Source organism: Rhodothermales bacterium, from assembly GCA_041391505.1.
Lineage (GTDB): Bacteria > Bacteroidota > Rhodothermia > Rhodothermales > JAHQVL01 > JAWKNW01.
Genome location: JAWKNW010000004.1, coordinates 234847 through 253191, shown reverse-complemented (window position 1 = coordinate 253191; position 18345 = coordinate 234847). Strand labels below are relative to the sequence as shown.

Annotated in this window: 15 protein-coding genes; 5 read left to right on the top strand and 10 right to left on the bottom strand. The window is 64.8% G+C overall.

Annotated features, from left to right (window positions below):
- Positions 1 to 57: 57 nt before the first annotated feature.
- The 3 genes from R2834_06285 to clpX are packed head-to-tail and all read right to left on the bottom strand — an operon-like array spanning position 58 to position 4552.
- A complete protein-coding gene (locus R2834_06285; GenBank protein ID MEZ4699919.1) occupies positions 58 to 2271 on the bottom strand; it encodes a BamA/TamA family outer membrane protein in 2214 nt (737 codons plus the stop codon).
- 38 nt (positions 2272 to 2309) lie between these two features.
- Positions 2310 to 3248, bottom strand: a complete 939-nt coding sequence (locus R2834_06280) for a YihY/virulence factor BrkB family protein (GenBank protein MEZ4699918.1) — start codon at positions 3246 to 3248, stop codon at positions 2310 to 2312.
- A gap of 29 nt (positions 3249 to 3277) precedes the next feature.
- Complete coding sequence (clpX, locus tag R2834_06275; GenBank protein MEZ4699917.1) at positions 3278 to 4552, bottom strand: ATP-dependent Clp protease ATP-binding subunit ClpX; 1275 nt, start codon at positions 4550 to 4552, stop codon at positions 3278 to 3280.
- Positions 4553 to 4730: 178 nt separating this feature from the next.
- On the opposite strand from clpX, the gene R2834_06270 reads away from it, so the two are divergent.
- Complete coding sequence (locus R2834_06270; GenBank protein ID MEZ4699916.1) at positions 4731 to 5687, top strand: RsmB/NOP family class I SAM-dependent RNA methyltransferase; 957 nt, start codon at positions 4731 to 4733, stop codon at positions 5685 to 5687.
- 372 nt (positions 5688 to 6059) lie between these two features.
- Here the strand turns inward: R2834_06270 and R2834_06265 are convergent, their stop codons facing one another.
- Positions 6060 to 6521 (bottom strand): transposase, encoded by a 462-nt coding sequence (locus tag R2834_06265; GenBank protein MEZ4699915.1) that lies wholly within the window; start codon positions 6519 to 6521, stop codon positions 6060 to 6062.
- 349 nt (positions 6522 to 6870) lie between these two features.
- Between R2834_06265 and R2834_06260 the strand changes: the two genes are divergently transcribed.
- Positions 6871 to 7920 (top strand): Fic family protein, encoded by a 1050-nt coding sequence (locus tag R2834_06260; GenBank protein ID MEZ4699914.1) that lies wholly within the window; start codon positions 6871 to 6873, stop codon positions 7918 to 7920.
- Here R2834_06260 and R2834_06255 read toward each other — a convergent pair.
- The 5 genes from R2834_06255 to R2834_06235 all read right to left on the bottom strand — a co-directional run bounded on the left by R2834_06255 (position 7912) and on the right by R2834_06235 (position 14093).
- On the bottom strand, positions 7912 to 8781 hold the full coding sequence (locus R2834_06255) for an EcsC family protein (protein MEZ4699913.1): 870 nt from the start codon (positions 8779 to 8781) through the stop codon (positions 7912 to 7914). The two genes, R2834_06260 and R2834_06255, sit on opposite strands and share 9 nt — an antisense overlap.
- A gap of 96 nt (positions 8782 to 8877) precedes the next feature.
- Positions 8878 to 10899 carry a putative porin gene (locus R2834_06250; GenBank protein MEZ4699912.1) on the bottom strand — a complete coding sequence of 674 codons (2022 nt, stop codon included), beginning with the start codon at positions 10897 to 10899 and terminating at the stop codon, positions 8878 to 8880.
- Positions 10889 to 11554, bottom strand: a complete 666-nt coding sequence (locus R2834_06245; GenBank protein MEZ4699911.1) for a deoxynucleoside kinase — start codon at positions 11552 to 11554, stop codon at positions 10889 to 10891. Before R2834_06245 ends, R2834_06250 begins: the two co-directional genes overlap by 11 nt.
- Before the next feature lie 489 nt (positions 11555 to 12043).
- A complete protein-coding gene (locus R2834_06240) occupies positions 12044 to 12952 on the bottom strand; it encodes an NAD(P)H-binding protein (GenBank protein MEZ4699910.1) in 909 nt (302 codons plus the stop codon).
- A gap of 13 nt (positions 12953 to 12965) precedes the next feature.
- Positions 12966 to 14093: an ATP-dependent 6-phosphofructokinase gene (locus R2834_06235; protein ID MEZ4699909.1), complete on the bottom strand. Its 1128-nt coding sequence runs from the start codon at positions 14091 to 14093 to the stop codon at positions 12966 to 12968.
- A 157-nt stretch (positions 14094 to 14250) separates the two neighbouring features.
- On the opposite strand from R2834_06235, the gene R2834_06230 reads away from it, so the two are divergent.
- The 3 genes from R2834_06230 to R2834_06220 all read left to right on the top strand — a co-directional run bounded on the left by R2834_06230 (position 14251) and on the right by R2834_06220 (position 17441).
- On the top strand, positions 14251 to 14991 hold the full coding sequence (locus tag R2834_06230; protein ID MEZ4699908.1) for a HAMP domain-containing sensor histidine kinase: 741 nt from the start codon (positions 14251 to 14253) through the stop codon (positions 14989 to 14991).
- A gap of 615 nt (positions 14992 to 15606) precedes the next feature.
- The gene (locus R2834_06225) at positions 15607 to 16839 is read left to right on the top strand and encodes a 4-hydroxy-3-methylbut-2-enyl diphosphate reductase (protein MEZ4699907.1); all 1233 of its coding nucleotides are present in this window, start codon (positions 15607 to 15609) and stop codon (positions 16837 to 16839) included.
- Positions 16836 to 17441 carry a hypothetical protein gene (locus R2834_06220; GenBank protein MEZ4699906.1) on the top strand — a complete coding sequence of 202 codons (606 nt, stop codon included), beginning with the start codon at positions 16836 to 16838 and terminating at the stop codon, positions 17439 to 17441. The genes R2834_06225 and R2834_06220 overlap by 4 nt, the downstream gene beginning before the upstream one ends.
- Before the next feature lie 50 nt (positions 17442 to 17491).
- On the opposite strand, the gene R2834_06215 is transcribed toward R2834_06220, so the two are convergent.
- Complete coding sequence (locus tag R2834_06215; GenBank protein MEZ4699905.1) at positions 17492 to 18343, bottom strand: carboxypeptidase-like regulatory domain-containing protein; 852 nt, start codon at positions 18341 to 18343, stop codon at positions 17492 to 17494.
- Between the last annotated feature and the right edge of the window lie 2 nt (positions 18344 to 18345).

Sequence of the window (18345 nt, the reverse complement as noted above, 5' to 3'; positions counted from 1 at the left end):
GGGTTATTTGATCCAACGGCAAGATGCACAGGTCGGCTCTTCATGCGATAGCTCCTCCTAAAAGGCCTGCCCGATGCTGATATGGAGTCCGAACCGCCGCATGAACCGCTCGCGGGGCGGATCGGACGTTAGCCCGTTCTCGAACAGGAACGCGCCCTCGGGGCGGACGAGGTCGGCGCGGGAGGGGTTCAGTTTGTACGCCACATCGAGCCGGATGACGCCGACGATGGTGCGGTAGCGCAGGCCGGCGCCGGCGGCGTACTGAAATTTGTTGAACGTGAACGGCCCGTTGGGCACCTGGCCGGCATCCAGAAAGAGGGCGGCCTGCCAGTCCGATGTCCGGCTCCCGATCGGCGTCCGGGCCTCCAGGTTGGCGGCGACCTTGGCCGTCCCGCCGAGCCGTTCATAATAAAACCCGGAAAACACCGGAACGCCGTTTTCGTCGAGGACGACGGCGCCGTTCTGTTTCAGGGTGTCGGCGCGCGCCACTTTTTCGCCGAGGAGCTGGTAATCCCAGCCGCGGACGTCGCTGCTGCCGCCGGCGTAAAAGAACACCGGATCGAAACGGGCCTCGTAGGTCCGGCAACGCAGCACGTCGCGGGGATCGTCCGGTGCGATCTGGCTCTCCAGCGCGCAAAAACGGTCGTTCAGCGCGCGCCGGCTCGTCCCGAACGCCCACATCTTCGCCAGGAACAGGCGTCCGCTCACGTTGAGGCGCTCGGATGCGGGGAGATACCCGACCAGTTCGATGCCGGCTTTATTGTACTGGAGGCCGGAGGCGAACGCCCGGCCGGCCGTTTCCAGAAATGGGCGCACGAGATAGCCGCTCGACGGGGCGAGGTAGTTGTCGGTCCGCCCCAGCGTGGCGTTGACGCCGACGGTGCTCTGGTTGTAGAGGTCGCGCGAGGACAGCGAGACGGCGCGATCCGACTGAAACTCCTGGAGGATCCGGCTCAGCGTGTGTTGCAGCGTGATGGGCCGGTACGGCAGGAGTTCGTAGATCAGCGTGGTGCTGACGCCGTATTCGCCGCGGTTGATGTCGAGAAAGCGCTCGCTCGCCGGCAGCTGCGGGTCGTTGCGGAACTCGAGAAAGGGCGCCACGATGCCGGAGGTCCGGTTGGTAAACAGGTACGGCTGCCGGAGGGAGAGCGAGAACCGGAAGAGCCGGGCGGGGAGCTTGCCGACGGTGTTGGCGGAGGTAAATCCGCCCGTCGTCCCGAGCACGCCGGTCTCCGCCGTCAGGCGGGCGCTGAGGTTGCGCGCGCTACCCATAAAATTCCGGTTGAGCCACTCGCCGTTGAAGCCGATGCCCTTTTCCCGGGCGTACCCGGTCTCGGCGGTGATGTAGCGGGGCTTCGCCTCCCGCACGCGGATGCGCACGTCCACGGTGCTGTCCGCCGGCTGCTCCGGGAGGTCCGCCAGGGCGACGCGAAAGAGGTTGAGCCCGAAGAGCTGCTGCTGGCCGGCGCGCAGCTTGCTGCTGTCGTAGCGGTCACCCACCTTGAACGGCAGCTCGCGGATCACGACATGGGTATCCACGGACGCGACGCCCTCGACATCGATCGCGGAGACATACCCGATGGGCCCGGTGTCGATCGTGTAGGTGAGATCGACCGCCAGGTAGGTGGTGTCGACGAGCGCTTCGGCGTCGACGTTGGCGAAGGCGAACCCTTTATTCTGCATCCATTCGAGGAGGCGGTCCTGGATGTCGAGGCGTTCGATTTCGGTGTAGCGGTCGCCGGCACGGAGGGAGAGCTGATCCCGAAACCGGAACCAGTCGTCGCGCATCGGGCCGGAGAACTCGTTAAAAATGTAATCGCCCCCCGGGTTCTGAAAACTCACATCCTGGATGATGAGGGGCTGGCCTTCCTGGATGCCCAGGACGATGTGTATTCGGTTCGCCGCGGTGTCCAGTTGCGAGGCGGCATAGCCGATGCGGGCGCCCGGGAAACCGTTCCGGTTGTAGAAATTGCGGAGGCGCACGACATCCCTTTGCAGTTCGATGGGATCGAACGGAAACGTGGAGACTTCCCGAAAGGGGTTGATCTTGTCGAACCGGTCCCAGAACCCCGGGGCCTGCGTCACCATGTTCGGGAGCAGCTCCTTGCCGTCGAACCGGTGGGATCGCCCCTGAAAGACGAACGAGATACGCCGGACCTGCGTGTCTTCATTGATCAGGTTGAGCGGCTGCCCATACACCTCCGCGCCGGCCCCGCCGATGAGCGCCGCCGCGACAATCAACCAACACCAGGGGCGAAGCAGGGAAACCATGTAGGAGGGTAGGGCGAGCGGGTAGCGAGGGTGGGGTGTCAAGCCGTAGCCGTATCGCCGCCACCAGATTGGATATGCGCCCGACCCCATCCATGTTTCTCGTGCAAACGCACGGTAATGGCGCCGATAATGAGTACGACGCCCGTGTAGTACGCCCAGACCACGATGGCCAGCAACAACCCGAACGCGTCCCCCAGCACGGCCACCCCGCTCGCGCCGGCATCGCCCCGGTACCGCTCGAAGGTCCCCACGTGCGTGGCGTAAAACGTAAAGAGCGATTTGGCCAGTTCCCAGAACGTCGCCGCCACCAGGGTCCCCACGATGGCGCTGCGAAACGGAGGATGCGGATCGGGGATAAAGAAGTAGAGCTGGAAGAACATCGACAGCGTGAGCACGAACGGGATCAGGACCCCGAGCAGGTTGATCGTGCGGCGCCAGCCCGCCTGCACCCACAGGTTGTCCATCCCGACAAACTGCAGGAATTCGAGGCCCGAGCGGTTGATCCCCTGGATGCCCACCGTCAGCGCGAAGGTGAGCAGGAAGGTCAGTCCTACCTGCAACATGATGCGAAACACGAAGAACTGACGGTGTACGATGGGCCGGCGTGCGCGTTCGTCGCCCATGATGAACGTGCTGACGATCGTCTCCAGCGAATTGATGATCATCCAGATCGACACGAGGAGCCCGAGCGCGCCCACCCAGGTGAAGGTGCCGCTCGATGCCTGGAGCTGTTCGAGGAAGGCGTTGACCTCGCCCAGGTACCGGGGCAACAGCTGGTTCACCACGCCGATCGCTGTGTCGGAGATCCGGTCGTTGTGCAGCACGCTGCCCAGGATGCCCGTCGAGAAAACCGCGAGCGGAATGATCGTGATCAGCACCTTGAAGCCGATGGCCTGGGCCAGCATCAAGCCGTTGCGTGCTTCAAGGATGGAATAGACCGCCTTGAGGTAGCGCCAGAAGAGCTTGAGGTAGGGCACGGGGTTGGCTGCGTTGTGCGGCTCGCGCTTCAGGCGCTAGCCTTGCGCTCTTCGAAAATCGGCTGATCGCCGTTGAGGACGGTGGAGGCGGTGATACGGCAGGTGCCGGCCTGCATCTTCGAGTGCATGTTGAACATGATGTCGAGCATGATCGACTCCATCACCGAACGCAAGCCGCGCGCGCCCGTGCCCAGTTCGCGGGCACGCTGCACGATGGCCTGGATGGCGCCGTCGTCGAACACGAGATCGACACTGTCCATCGCCAGCAGCTTCTGGTATTGCTTGACCAGCGCGTTCCTCGGCTTGGTGAGGATCATCGTCATCGCCTCGTCGGAGAGCTTTTCGAGGGGGGCGACGACGGGCAGCCGCCCGATCAGTTCGGGGATGAGGCCGAATCGCAGCAGGTCGTTGGGTTCGACATACTGGAAGAGCTGGGGATCGTCTTTCTCGATCTTGTGCTGCGAGCCGGTCAGGAAGCCGATGGAATTGCTCGAAAGCCGGCGCGCGATGATCGTATCCAGCCCCTCGAACGCGCCGCCGCAAATGAACAGGATATTCCGCGTGTCGATGTTGATGAGGCTCTGCTCCGGGTGCTTCCGGCCGCCCTTGGGCGGCACGCCGGCCACGGTGCCCTCGAGGATCTTGAGCAGCGCCTGCTGAACCCCCTCGCCGGAGACGTCGCGCGTGATCGACGCGTTATCGCTCTTGCGCGCGATCTTGTCGATCTCGTCGATATAGATGATCCCCCGCTCGGCCCGTTCGACGTTGAAGTCGGCCGCGTGCAGCAGGTGCGCGAGGATGCTTTCGACGTCCTCCCCGACGTAGCCGGCCTCCGTGAGGGCGGTCGCATCCGAGATCGAGAACGGCACGTCCAGGATGCGCGCCAGCGTCCGCGCGAGCAGCGTCTTGCCCGTGCCGGTCGGCCCGATCATGAGGATGTTGGATTTTTCCAGCTCCACATCCGCGAACTCGGGGAGGTAGTCCTCGGCCTCGATGCGCTTGTAGTGGTTGTAGACCGCCACGGAGAACGCTTTTTTGGCCCGCTCCTGCCCAATGACGTATTCATCCAGCGAGCGCTTGATTTCCATCGGGCTCATGCGGACGTGGCGGGGGCCGTTCCGGCGTCCGGGCGGGGTGGACTCGTGGTGATACGAGGTCAGGTCGTTCCGGACGATGCCGGCGGCATCGTTGATGCATCGATCGCAGATGTAGACATCCGGACCCGCCACCATCGAGGCCACTTCGTTCGCGGTTCGGTTGCAGAACGAGCATTTGATGGTGTTCTGGCCTCTACGGGTGCTCATAGGCGCAAGCTGAAGTGAAATGCACAAGACAGGCGATCGTCGCCACAAAGATAGAACCCGGGGCCACAAAATGCACGACCGATCCGTACTTTTCGACGGCTCTTTAAGCGCGCCCGCCAGCCGGCCCCGGATTGGCACGGCCGCGCCGGCACCTGACGCTGTTCCGCAACATACCCTGATGGCGCTTCCTTCCACGTTCCTCGAACGACTCCGTCGCATCCTGCCCGAAGACCGCTTCGAGGCGGCGCTGCACGGCATGACGGCCCCACGGGCGACCTCCTTCCGGGTGAACCCGCTCCGGGCCGATGCGGCCCGCGTCGACCAGGCGCTGGACGCGGCGCAGATCCCGTTTCACCGGGTCGACTGGCTGGATGGCGCCGGCTGGATCGAGCCGGCGTGGCGCGAAGCCCTCATGGCGCTGCCGGCCTATGCCGACCGGTGGATTTACGTGCAAAACCTCTCCAGCATGCTCCCGCCGATTGCGCTGGCGCCGCGGCCGGGCGAACGCGTACTCGACCTTGCCGCCGCCCCGGGCAGCAAGACGCTGCAGATCGCCGGCATGATGCGGGACGGCGAACTCGCCGCCGTTGAGGCCGTCAAGCATCGCTTCATGCGCCTGAAACGAAATCTGAGCGAGCACGGCGCCGAATGGGTGCGCACCTTCCTGCAGGACGGCACCCGCGTCTGGAAGTACCGCCCGGAGTATTTCGACCGCGTCCTCCTCGACGCCCCGTGCTCCAGCGAGGGCCGGTTTCATGTGGACGACCCGGAATCGTTCGCCTACTGGAGCGAACGCAAGATCGCCGAGATGGAACGCAAGCAGCGGCAACTCCTCTTCTCCGCCATCCAGTGCCTCCGCCCCGGCGGCATCCTGGTCTATTCCACCTGCTCCCTTGCCCCGGAGGAAAACGAGGCGGTCGTCGACCGCATGCTGCGCCGTTTCGGCGACGCCCTCACCACCGAGGCGCTTCCCTTCGAGACCCCGGAAATGACCGAACCCCTGCCGGCCTGGGGGAAACGCACCTTCGACCCGGCCGTCGCCGCCGGCCGGCGCGTCGTGCCGACCGAGCGCACTGAAGGCTTCTACCTCTGCGTGATCCGGAAGCGGGAGAGCACGATGGGGACTAAAGATTGAAGATTACAGAGTAACGATCAAGGATTGCTTAGGGGTAGGGGAAGCGACGGGGAGACAGCATTGAACCTTGAGAAACGGTTGGGATTTTCAAAAATCCTTCTCGGTACGTCATCCTGAACCGCCCTCCGCTTGCGGTGGGCGTGATGAAGGACCTCTCGAACCACCGTGAGACGCTCATTGGAGCCATGCGCGAGTGATTCGGGAGGTCCTTCGACAACCCCGTCGCAAGCGCCGGGGGCTCAGGAAGACAACTCTTTTTTATTTCTCAACAGTTTCTGAACGGTAAACGGTAAACGTAAAACCAAAAAGACGCACGGATCCCTCAGGATCCGTGCGTCTTTTCCAGGACTCTGGCGCGTCCCGTCAAGTCGGTCAGGCGGCCTGGCTTTCGGCGACGTGGGCCGGCTGCTCGGTCGACCAGCTGTAGTGCCGGCTGTAGGCCTGAGCGGGCGGCTGCATCCACGAGGGCGCGTAGCCCGGGGTGCCGCCGAAGCCGGCGAGCGAGGGCATGGAGAGATCGACCAGCGAAAGCGAGGGCCGCGCATCCTCGATCAGCGCAGCGCGCAACTCCTCAGGGAGCCGCTGCACGAGCTGGAACCAGAGGCCGCTCTTGCGCCATTTGTCGTAGTAGTAATACACGGTCTGCCAGGGCGCGAACGAGGCGGGGAGCATCCGCCAGTTTTCTTCGGATTGCAGCACGTAGAGGATGCCGTCCACGATGCCGCGGAGATCGTGCTTGCGTTTGCGCCGGCAGTCAAAAAGGTCTTTGACGAGGTCCCACTGGGCATCGCTGAGGCCGAGACGCGGCCGGGAGTAAAGCGTGAAGTCCATCATGTCAGTTGCGTCGTTTGGGGTTTGCGATTCGAGGTGCAGATCTGCTTGGGTACGGTGCGCGTTGTGTCGTGAGCTTATACATATAATAACATATGTGTATGATATGTACAAGTTTCAGACGAAATATTTTTGGGGTGATGGATGGGGGTGGTCCAGGGCCATCGCATGCTCGCCGTGGCCGTGAGAGGAGTATGGGAGTTTGGGTGCATGGGGGCATTTTTTACCACAAAAACCTCCCATACCCCCATACTCCCATACCGGGAGATGCTCACGTTTGAAGAGCATGCGAGTGCCCTGTGGGGTAGTCCCTCCGCCTTGCAATCGGGTATAATCCGGTATATTTTCCGGTATGCTCAACACCGGCACCCTGCATATCACCCACGAACTCCTCGCCCTCCTGTCCGAAATCGACGAGTTCAAGGGGGCGTGGCGCGCCCTGGGCGTGCTCGCGCCGGACCGGCTGCAGGCGCTTCGCCGCGTCGCCACCATCGAAAGCATCGGGTCCTCCACGCGCATCGAGGGTAGCACGCTTAGCGACCGGGAGGTGGAGCAGCTCTTGAGACGGCTAGACATCCGGCGTTTCGAGAGCCGCGACGAACAGGAAGTCGCCGGCTATGCCGAGGTCATGGAAACGGTCTTTCGGGCGTGGGTGGACATCCCCGTCACGGAGAACCACATCAAACAATTGCACCGCGACCTGCTGCGCTACAGCACGAAGGACGAACGGCACCGGGGCGCCTACAAGGCCGTCCGCAACGACGTCGGCGCCTTCGACGCCGACGGGACGATGGTGGGCATCGTCTTCGAAACCGCTACCCCGTTCGATACACCGCACCGCATGGCCGAGCTGGTGCAGTGGCTGGACGAGGCGCGCGCGCTGGGCCGCCTCCACCCGTTGCTCGTCATCGGGGTGTTTGTCGTGGTGTTTCTCGAAATCCACCCGTTCCAGGACGGCAATGGGCGCTTGAGCCGCATCCTGACCATCCTCCTTCTCCTGCAGGCCGGCTATGCCTACGTGCCCTACTCGTCGCTCGAAAGCGTGATCGAGCACAGCAAGGAAGGCTACTACCTGGCCCTGCGGCAAACCCAGAGCACGATCCGGTCGGAGGCGCCGAACTGGCAGCCCTGGCTGCTCTACTTTGCGCGCGCCCTGCAACAGCAGAAGCGCCGGCTGGCCGCGAAAGTCGAGCGCGAACAACGCGCCATGATGGAGCTACCGGAACTGGCGCTCCTCATCCTCGATTACGCCCGCCAGCACGGCCGCGTCACCAACCGCGACATCGCCCGGGAGGCCGGCGCGAGTCCGAATACCATCAAGGCCACCTTTCGCACCCTGCTCGACAACGGCCAGCTTGTCCGCCACGGCGGCGGGCGGTCCACGTGGTATGGGCTACCGTGACTCCCCCCATTCCCCTTCGACGCGCCGTTCGTATTTCCGATTCAGGAACCGTTCGCGATAAAGATGAAACGCCGCGTCGCAGACGGTGCGGGTATAGAGCGAGTTGAACCCGCCGGCCAGCAGCGCGCCGGCGACCGGCATGAACTGGAGGAGCTTGCTGCGGGTGAGCCGCAACGCGATCGACCGGGCCGCGGCGCCGAGCGTGCCCCCGACCACCACCGAGTTGATGGTGCGCGTGGTTTTCGTGCGCGCCACGTTTTCGTGGGCCTCGTTCAGGCGCGCCTCGGCCTGATGCCGCTCCGTCGCCGGCAGGGCCGCCGCGTCGAGGATGCTCAGGGCATAAAGCCGCTCCTCGGGCGTCGAGATGTCGAAACCGTAATACGTGGCGTATTCGCCGGCCGCGCGCAGGTTCAGGGCGACGAGCGCCACCACATCGGGCAGGATGCCCGCGGCGCCGGCCAGACCCGTCGCCGTCCCCTCCACGGCCGCCAGCCCGAGATACTTGGCGCTGAGCCCGTCCAGCGCCTCGTCGATCGTCCGGAGATCGAGCCGCGCGACGGCATCGATATCGCGCACGTCATCATGGCCGAGCCGCTGAAAATCCCGGTAGATGGCGTCGCGCCAGACCAGGTCCTGCGTGATTTCGTTGAGGACCTTCAGGAGGCCGGCGACCACGTTGTCGATCGTCCAATCGACCCCCGGAATGCGGCGGAGCTGGTCGCCCACGTCGTCGAGCGAGCGCTGGACCGCCGCGGCCGCCCGCTCCCACCACGCCTGATCGGGGCGTTTCCACACCGCGATGCCGCGCAGGGCCTCCTGTTCATACGGGCTGAGCGAAGACGGATCGATCGATGGCGGCATGAGCGTCGAACGTGGTGAGGTGAACGGTTCGTTTCACGGCGCACGCCCCGGTTCGGTTGCGAAGGCGGTTCGTTTCGGCCGCCGCCGGCAGGCCCCTCAATCGAAAATCGGCCAGAAGACGCCAAAGCGAAAACGCTGCGTCGGGAGCGGGTAATCGGGCACGAGCAGGTTGCCGATGACGACGTTGGTGCCGCTGAAGACGTTGTCGTACGCCACATAGAGCTTGGCGGTGCGGACGCCGGCCTCCAGCACGATGTCGGCCGTAAACGAACTCAGTACGTCGCGGCCTGCCACGGCCGGCAGCGCCAGCAGCCCGGTCTCGGGGTGCAGCGTGCGGCTGCCGAACGGAGACCAGAACCGGCCCTGGACGTACAGATCCATATCCAGATCGCCCTTGAAGAGGAGGTACCGCAGGCCCGATCGGCCGCGAACGAACAACTCGGGCAGACTCGCCTGGACCCGGCGCGCGTCCGACGAGGCTGCATCGCCGGCATAGCGATAGACGGTCGGCTGCGCGGTCAGATAAAAACCGCGCGCGGCGTCGCGCCGGAATCCAGCATCCAGGCTGGCGCCCACCCAGCGGACCGGCTCGCCGAGGACGCGAACCGCGAGGGTGTCGCTCTCGCCGACCGTAAAGAGATCGAAGGCGTTTTTCGTCTGGTGCGCAAATGGAGCCACTTCCAGATCGAAGGGCCCGAGCCGCACCCGCACGCCGGCGCGCCCGGCGCTCGTGCGGCTCTCCGGATCGGCGGCGAGCGGGGCGACGAGGCCCGACCAGCCGTATTCATCGATCCAGGCTAGCGACTGCCCGGACCGGCTCGCTTCGGCGAACAGCATCAGCGCGTCACCCGGGCGCCATCCCAGACGCGCCATCCCGCCCGGATAGGCGGCGCCGGTCGCGCCGGCATGGAGATCGGCCTCGCCCTCCAGATCGAACCCGCCCGTGCGGTACTGCACGCGACCGCCGGCGTGGAAGGCGCGGCGGCTGAGGCCGAGCGAGTCCGGCAAGGCCGTGCTCTCGGCGACGCGCTCGCGCCACCCTTCCGCCCGGGCCTCCAGCGAAAACGGGCCGGCATCGATCAGCGGCTGACGCAGCCGATAGCCCAGCCGGCGCGTCGCCGCGGCGAGGGTATCGCTGCCGAGCGCGTAGCGAAACGTCTGCGCCGTCCAGTAGCCCGTCGCCTCGAAGGGTTGCCGAAAGCCCGGCAGCAGCCGGGTGCGCAGGGTGGCCGCGAGGTCGTTACGGATCACCGTGCGCTTCGCCGTGGCGTTCGCGACCTGCGCGCTGATGCGGTTGTAGATCGAGTTGTAGTTCGTCCCGAACGGGATCACCCCGCCGTGGGCGCCAAGCCGCTGGCGATTCTGGAGGTTGACGATCTCGAGGGAGCCGAAGGATTGCTGCAGCCGCAGCCGCGCCAGGAGCTGCCGGCCGGCGCTGAGTTTGCTGCCGGGATATTCGCCGTTCGCCCCGTGCCCGCCGTAACCCAGCGCGTAGCTGAAGAGTCCGGGCTCCCTGAAAAACCGCACCCGCCGGCGCTGGGCGTGGACGACGAAGGCGCTCTGCAGCCCGTCCTTGCTCGACCCGTACCGGAGTTCGCTGATCGGGCGCGCCGCGTCGTAGGCGCGAAGCCGCGCGCCAACGGACATCGCCTGCCCGAGTCGACCCGGTTGCAGACGTACGGGATCCAGCCAGGGCAGCGGGAGCATCTCGTACAGGGGCCGGCCGGTGACGGGGTCCGCATACGAGATCCCCTGAAACTGAAGACCGGCCTGCCTCGGATCGAGCCCGAGCGGACTCCATCCATCGGGCCAGCCCGGACCGCCGAAATCGTACAAAAAGGATCCCCCTGCCTGTGCGAGCACGTCGGCCAGTTCGCGGTCGGGCAGGCGGGCCGGAAGCGAATCGTTGACGGTGACGCCGGCGGCATCGGTGGCGAAAGCGACCAGCGTGGAGAGGTCGAGCGCGCGGCGGGGCGCCGGCGCGGGGAGAGAATCGGCAACGACGAGCGCGCTGTCGGGCGGCGGGGCGGCAAGGGTATCCACCACCTGGGCGCGCGCGGGCAGGGCGACGAGAAGGCCGGCGACTAAGAGGGCCGCGCAGGCCGGATCAATCCGCAAAGAGACCAAAAAGCCGGCTTTCGATGCGGCCGACCACATCCTGCCGATCTTCCGGATTGTTGACAAAATCGTACGAGTCGGCGTCGATGATGAGCTTGGGACCGAAGTCGTAGCGATCGATCCATTCGTCGTACAGCACATTGAGGCGCTCCAGATATTCGATGCGGATGCTGGACTCGTAATTCCGGCCGCGCGACTGGATGTGGCGCACGAGCGTGGGCACGGAGGCGCGAAGGTATACCAGCAAATCGGGCGGCCGCAGATAGGACGTCATGATATGGAAGAGCTCCGTATAGTTCTCGTAGTCTCTTCGCGACATCAGATCCATCTCGTAGAGGTTGCGCGCGAAAATCTCCGCGTCCTCATAGATCGAGCGGTCCTGCGCCACCGGATTCGGCCCCGATTCGATCCGGCGTTGCTGGTTGAACCGGCTCGAAAGAAAAAACACCTGGAGGTTGAACGACCACCGGCGCATGTTTTCGTAAAAATCCGACAGATACGGATTGTCGTCCACGCGCTCGTAATAGGCATCCCACTTGAAGTACTCGCTGATGATCGCCGTGAGCGAACTCTTGCCGGCGCCAATATTGCCGGCGATGGCGATGTATTTCTTCTCCGGGCTCGGGTCTGGCGATGGGTGCCGTATTGAATCCATTAAAAACTACACGTCAATCGATGCTGAATTTCCTGCAAGGGGAGATGGATCGACCAAGGGGGTGGGAAGTTCCCGGACACTGGACACTGGACACTGGACACTGGACACTGGACACTGGACACTGGACACTGGACACTGGACACTGGACGAACGCGTCGCTCCAGTCAGGTTCCCCATGACCAGTGCCCGATGACCAATGTCCAATGACCGCGCCCAAAGGGCGCTCATGACCAATGACCGCGCCCAAAGGGCGCTCATGTCCAGTGACCGCGCCCAAAGGGCGCAATGTCCAATGACCGCGCCCAAAGGGCGCAATGTCCAATGACCGCGCCCAAAGGGCGCAATGTCCAATGACCGCGCCCAAAGGGCGCAATGTCCAATGACCGCGCCCAAAGGGCGCAATGTCCAATGACCGCGCCCAAAGGGCGCTCATGACACGGCCTCCGGCCGTTCATGCCCAGTGACCGCGCCCAAAGGGCGCCATGACCTTCACCCCAGATACCCCAGATTCTCCGCCGTAAACCGGATGGGTGTCAGGTCGAAATCGCGGTAGAAGTCCGATGCGTCGCAGGTGTTGCCTTCGAGGAGCATCTCGAACTGGTCGGGCGTGATCGGGAGCAGGCCGAGCTTGCCCACGGTTTGCACGACCGGTCGGACGAGCCAGACCGGCTGCTTGATCTGCGGCTTCGGGGCGATGCCCATGCCGCCGGCGATGAGATCGAGCACTTTCCGATAGGGTATCCGGTCATTGCCGGCGACGCAGTACGTCTTCTGCCGCGCGGCGTCGTTCGTGAGGGCCTGGACGAAGGCCGAGGCGACCTCCTGTACCGAGATTGGCTGCATCTCGTAGTTGCCGTCGCCGAACACGGGCAGGATCGGAAACGGCCCCACCAGCGTGCGGGCCAGCTGCGAGGCAAACTCCGGATTGTCTTCGCCGGGGTCTCCGAAGACCACCGAAGGCCGAAAGATCGTCCACCGGTCGAAGCCGGCCTGGCGGACGTACTCTTCCGCCTCCCACTTGCTCGTCTGATACCCCGAGACCCCGTCGGGCCGGGCGCCGTTCGCGCTCATATGGACGAAACGCTCGATCCCGTCCTCTCTCGCCTGATCCACCACGTGACGCGTCGCGTCGGCATGGAGGGCCTGGAAGGTGACGCCCTGCGCCGGCTTCTCCTGGATGATCCCCACGAGATGCACGACGGCATCGCACCCGCGCATGAGCCCGTTGAGCGATTTGCGGTTCGTGACGTCCCCTTTTACGGTTTCGATCTTGCCTTGCCCCGGCATCCGGTCTTCGGAGCGGCGCACGAGCATCCGCACGGAATGGCCCCGGGCCAGGAGTTCCTGGAGGATGTAGGTACCGACGAATCCGGTGCCACCGGTCAGAAATACATGCATCGTGGTTGAGGGGTCAGGTGACGTGTCGCGCGTCCTGGTTGCCGTGGAAGCGGTGTTCGAAGTCGCTTACGCCGAACGAGGTGCCCACGGCCATGCCGGCGAGAATCATGGCCGCATCGGCCGGAACCGTACGGACCCGGTTCGCCACCTCTTCGAGGGGCGCGCTGGTCAGGTTGTTGTCCTTCAGCGCCACCATATGACCGTGGCGCCCATCCGCCACCATGGCGGCGGCATAGGCGCCGAAGGCGGTGGCGAGGTTGCGATCGTAGGGCGTCGGCGGACCGCCGCGCTGCGTATGGCCGAGGATGGTGGTGCGCACCTCGCTGCGCAGATGCGCCGTGAGCTGGTGCTCAAGCACCTTGCAGATGCCGCCGAGGCGGATCGGGTCCGGGCTGGATTCGACGATGTTCTGGACGACCATCGAGCCGCCCTTCGGCTTGCTGCCTTCCGCGATGCAGACGATGGTGAAGCGCTGTCCGCCGCTCTCGCGCTCCTTGCATACGCGGACGATCTCGTCGATCTCGTATTCGAATTCCGGGATGAGGATGACGTCCGCCCCGCCGGCGACGCCGGCGTACAGCGCGATCCAGCCGGCGTAGCGACCCATGGTCTCGATGATCATCACCCGGTGATGGCTCTGCGCGGTCGTATGCAGCCGGTCGATGGCCTCGGTCGCGATCGCCACGGCCGAGTCGAACCCGAATGTCCGATCCGTCGCGTACAGGTCGTTGTCGATCGTCTTCGGCACCCCGACGATGTTCACGCCCAGTTGGTGCAGACCGTGCGCGATGGACATCGTCCCGTCGCCCCCGATGGTGACGATGGCGTCGAGGCCGAGGGTGCGAACGAACTTGACCACCTGACTCGAGACGTCGGCGTCGCCGCGCTTGTAAAAGCGAAACGGGTTCGCGCGGTTGCTCGTCCCGAGGATCGTGCCGCCCTGCGTGAGGATGCCGCTGACGTCGTGGTAGTCGAGCGGCCGGACCCGCTCCTCGATCAGCCCGAGAAACCCGTCCTCGAATCCGATCACCTCGGCGTTGTGCTGAATGATGAGGCTTTTGCTCACCGCGCGGATGACGGCGTTCAAACCGGGGCAATCGCCGCCGCCGGTGAGGAGGCCGACACGTAAAGATCTGGACATGGGAACGGTTTAGTGTGGCAATCGACGTTGTAGGCGAGGGTCGGGCACGAAGATACGGAAGGGGAAGCGAAAGGGTGTTTGAAAATCATGGCCATTTTAACCCATCGCGCCGGCCGGTCGATACTCCCTGTCCCAGCCGCACCAATCCCCTACGCCCTTGGCCTCACCCGCGTCCGCTTCCCCCAAAGACTCCGACGCCGCCGATGCGCAGCTGGTCTTCGCCGGCAGTCTGAGCCACGAGCTTCGCGCCCCGCTGGCTGCCATCCTCGGGTACACACAGCTGTTGCACGACGAACTGCGGGGCCGGCTCGAACCGCATCAGGAGGAGTTTTTCCGCACCATCCTCGGCAGCGTCGAGCAGTCGCTCGATCTGGTGAACGACCTCGTCGATTTCTCGCGCATCGTATCCGGCAAGCAGGATTTGCGCATCGGCCCTGTCGCGCTCAACCCGCTGTGCGACGATGTGGTGCACCAGCTCCACCCCGTCGCGGAGCGAAAAGGGCTGACGTTGCGCGTCGACGACGAAGCCGGCATGCTCTACGCCAGCGCCGACGTGCTCCGCCTGAGGCAAATCCTCGTCAACCTCGTCCTCAACGCCATCAAATACACCGAGGAAGGCGTCATTCTGCTCCGCCTGAGCCTTTCGGGAGACCGGGTATCCATCCACGTGAGCGACACCGGCCGCGGCATCTCGCCCGAGTTTCTGCCCCGGCTGTTCGAACGCTACAGCCGCGAGGAGCGGATGACGGAGGCCGTGCAACAGGGCGCCGGCATCGGCCTCGCCGTGGCCCTCGAATATGTCATGCTGATGGATGGCACCATCGACGTCGCCTCCACACCCGGCCAGGGATCCACCTTCTCCCTCACCCTGCCCCAAGCCGACCTTCGGACCTGGTGAAAGCCGGGACACTGGACACTGGACACTGGACACTGGACACTGGACACTGGACACTGGACACTGGACACTGGACGAACGCGTCGCTCCAGGCAGGTTCCCCATGACCAGTGCCCGATGACCAATGATGCCAATAAGTAGTTGAATTAGGGCAAAATGTCCCAAAATAATGTCATCTCGACCGAAGACGCCGGCTTGCCGGCATTGGAGCGGAGAGACCTCCTTAACATGGGCTTTTGAATGTCATTTGGAGATCACGACGCGGCCGCATCCTCAAAGGCGCAGTGCTCGGCATAAGGAGGTCTCTCCGCTTCCCCCCGCGTACGCGGGGGTTTCGGTCGAGATGACATTTCTTTTTGCTGAACGTTTCAACGGCTGATTCGCATCAATGACCAGTGACCGCGCCCGAAGGGCGCTCATGTCCAATGACAGCGCCCAAAGGGCGCTCATGACCAGTGACCGCGCCCGAAGGGCGTTTATGCCCAATGACCGCGCCCAAAGGGCGCTCACGACACGGCCTACGGCCGTCCATGCCCAGTGACCGCGCCCAAAGGGCGCTTCCCCGAACCCCCGCCAAAGGCCGGCGTTACACGCCCCATCCCTACCATCCGTAGCGCCATGGCCCGACAATTCGACGTCCCCCTGTTCTACCGCAGTCCGCTGATCTCCCGCGTGAAGGCGGCGCGGCGGCTGACCGATCCGCGCAAGAAGGACCTGAGCCCGTCCGTGCTCGACTTCGGGCCGGTGCGCTACAAGATTGCCCGGCATTTCGGCTTCTGCTACGGCGTCGAGCAGGCGATCGAAATCGCCTATCGCGCGATCGACGAAAACCCGGACAAACGGATCTTCCTGCTCTCCGAGATGATCCACAACCCCCGCGTCAACGAAGACCTGCAGGCACGAGGCATCCGCTTTCTCCGCACCACGACCGGCGAGCAGCTCGTCCCGTTCGACGACCTCACGCCGGACGATGTGGTGCTCATTCCGGCGTTCGGCACCTCGGTGGAGATCGACGCCGACCTCCGCCGGCGCGGCATCGATACGCAGACCTACGACACGACCTGCCCCTTCGTCGAGAAGGTCTGGAAAAAAAGCCAGCAGATCGGCGAGCAGGACTTCACGGTCGTCGTTCATGGCAAACGCTACCACGAGGAAACGCAGGCGACGTTTTCCCACGCCCGGCAGTCGGCGCCGGTCGTCGTGATCCTGAATCTCGCCGAGGCGGAGGATCTGGCCCGGGTGATCCGGGGAGAAGAAGGGGCGGATTTCTTTGCCGAGCGCTTCGCCGGCCGGTTTTCCGAGGGGTTCGACCCCGAACGCGACCTCGTCCGCATCGGCGTGGTGAACCAGACGACGATGCTGGCCACCGAGACGCAGGCCATCGCGGCCCTGCTCCGCGACGCCATGGTGGCGCGGTACGGAGCGGCGCACCTCGGCGACCATTTCGCCGACACGAACGACACGCTGTGTTACGCCACCAACGAAAACCAGTCCGCCACCCGCGCCCTCATCGACGACGGAGCCGATCTGGCGCTCATCGTCGGGGGGTTCAATTCGTCCAACACCAGCCACCTCGTCGAGTTGTGCGAGGAGGTAATGCCGACCTACTTCATCCGGGGTGCGGAAGATCTGCATGATCCGGACCGGATCACCCATTTCGACCTGCACCGGCATGCGGCGACGGACAGCACGAGCTGGCTGCCGGCGAAGCGGCCGCTCGATATCCTGCTCACCGCCGGCGCCTCGTGCCCGGACGCACTGCTCGACGAAGTCGTCCGCCGCATCAACGCCTGGTTCGACGACGTGCACGACGAGGACGCCGTGCTGGCGCCGTTTGCGGAGGTTGCGTGAGCGCGCGACGCGGAATCCGCTTCCCGGGATGGCCCCCCGTTCGCCCCGCCTGCTGGCTGGCGCTGCTGCTCCTGCTCGGCTCGTGCGATCTGTTCTCGGCCCGCGAGCCGGAGCCGCCGGCGCAGGAAGGCGGCACGTTCCTCCAGCCGGACACCCCCGAGCAGGTCATCGAAAACATCCAATCGGCCATCGAGGAGATGAACGCGCCCAACTACGGGCGCTCGCTGGCGGCCGACCTGAAGTTCACGCCCACGCCGGCCGCGCTGGGGCAAGACCCGTCCACCTGGGTATCCTGGTCCAAGAGCGAGGAAGAGCGCTATTTCAGCACCGCCGCCGCCGCGGCCCAGCTGTCGACCGGGCACCGGCTCGTCCTCACCGACCCGAACGTCTCCGTAATCTCCGACGACCGGTTCCAGTACGACGCCACGTATTCGCTGACCATCAACCACAACCGCCCCGAGGTGCCGACGGCGGCGCAGGGCCGGCTCATCTGGATCATCACCCAGACGGACGACGGTCTCTGGAGCCTCAGCGAGTGGACCGATCGCGAACTCGGCGGGGCGGTGTCGTGGAGCGATCTGAAGGCGGCCTTCTCCCGATAAGGGGCATCGCCAATCCGTTGACCTCCCGCCCGACGGATCGGCCCATCGTGTCACCGATCAAAACGCTCCGGATACGCCGGCCGGGTGAGCCCCTGGTACGTACACTGGCACACCCCCAGATCGCTGGTCCCGAAATACGCCGGCGCGCAGGCGCAGCGCGCCCGGATGACGCGGGCGGCCCACTCCCCTTCGTGTGACGGGCTCGCGTGCGCCAGCCAGGAATAGATGCGCTCCCGATTGTCGTGCTGCGTAGCGGTGACACGGTCATCCTGGATGAAATAGCCGGCCCCGCTGAACGTCAGGATCCGCTCTCGCTTGTTCCACTCGAAGCCCATCAGCTGGAAGAAGACGCGGTAGCCGATCGCCGCGTTATCCACCACCAGCACGTTGTCCGCCGACGCGCTGAGCCGCCGGCGATCCTCGCGGAAGTCGAGCGCATACGGGTTGCGCAGGACGGCCTCCTCCTCGAACGGCATCGTACCGAGAAACAGCTTCGTGAACAGCTCCGACTGCTTGTCCCATCCCCGGGGCCGTTCGGCCGTGACGGCCACCTCGCCCAGGTCATACACCTCCGCCTCCAGCCGGTGATCGATACGCAGGTCGCTGCCGGCGTCGACGACGACCTCCTGCCGGCTGCCGGCATACCCGATGCGCGACACGATCAGCGTGTGGGTCCCGGGCTCCACGCCCTCGATGACGTAACGCCCTTCGCGGTCCGTCGCGGCCCCCAGCAGGGTGTGCCCGAAGTACACACTTGCCGCTTCGAGCGGCTCGCCCGTCGCGGCGTCGCTCACCACGCCGTACAGCGTGGCGGACGCGCGCTCCTGGGCCGGAGCGATCCGAACGGTCGCCCCGGCCAGCGCGAGCAGCAGTGCGATCAACAGGCCGTTTCGATGACGCATGC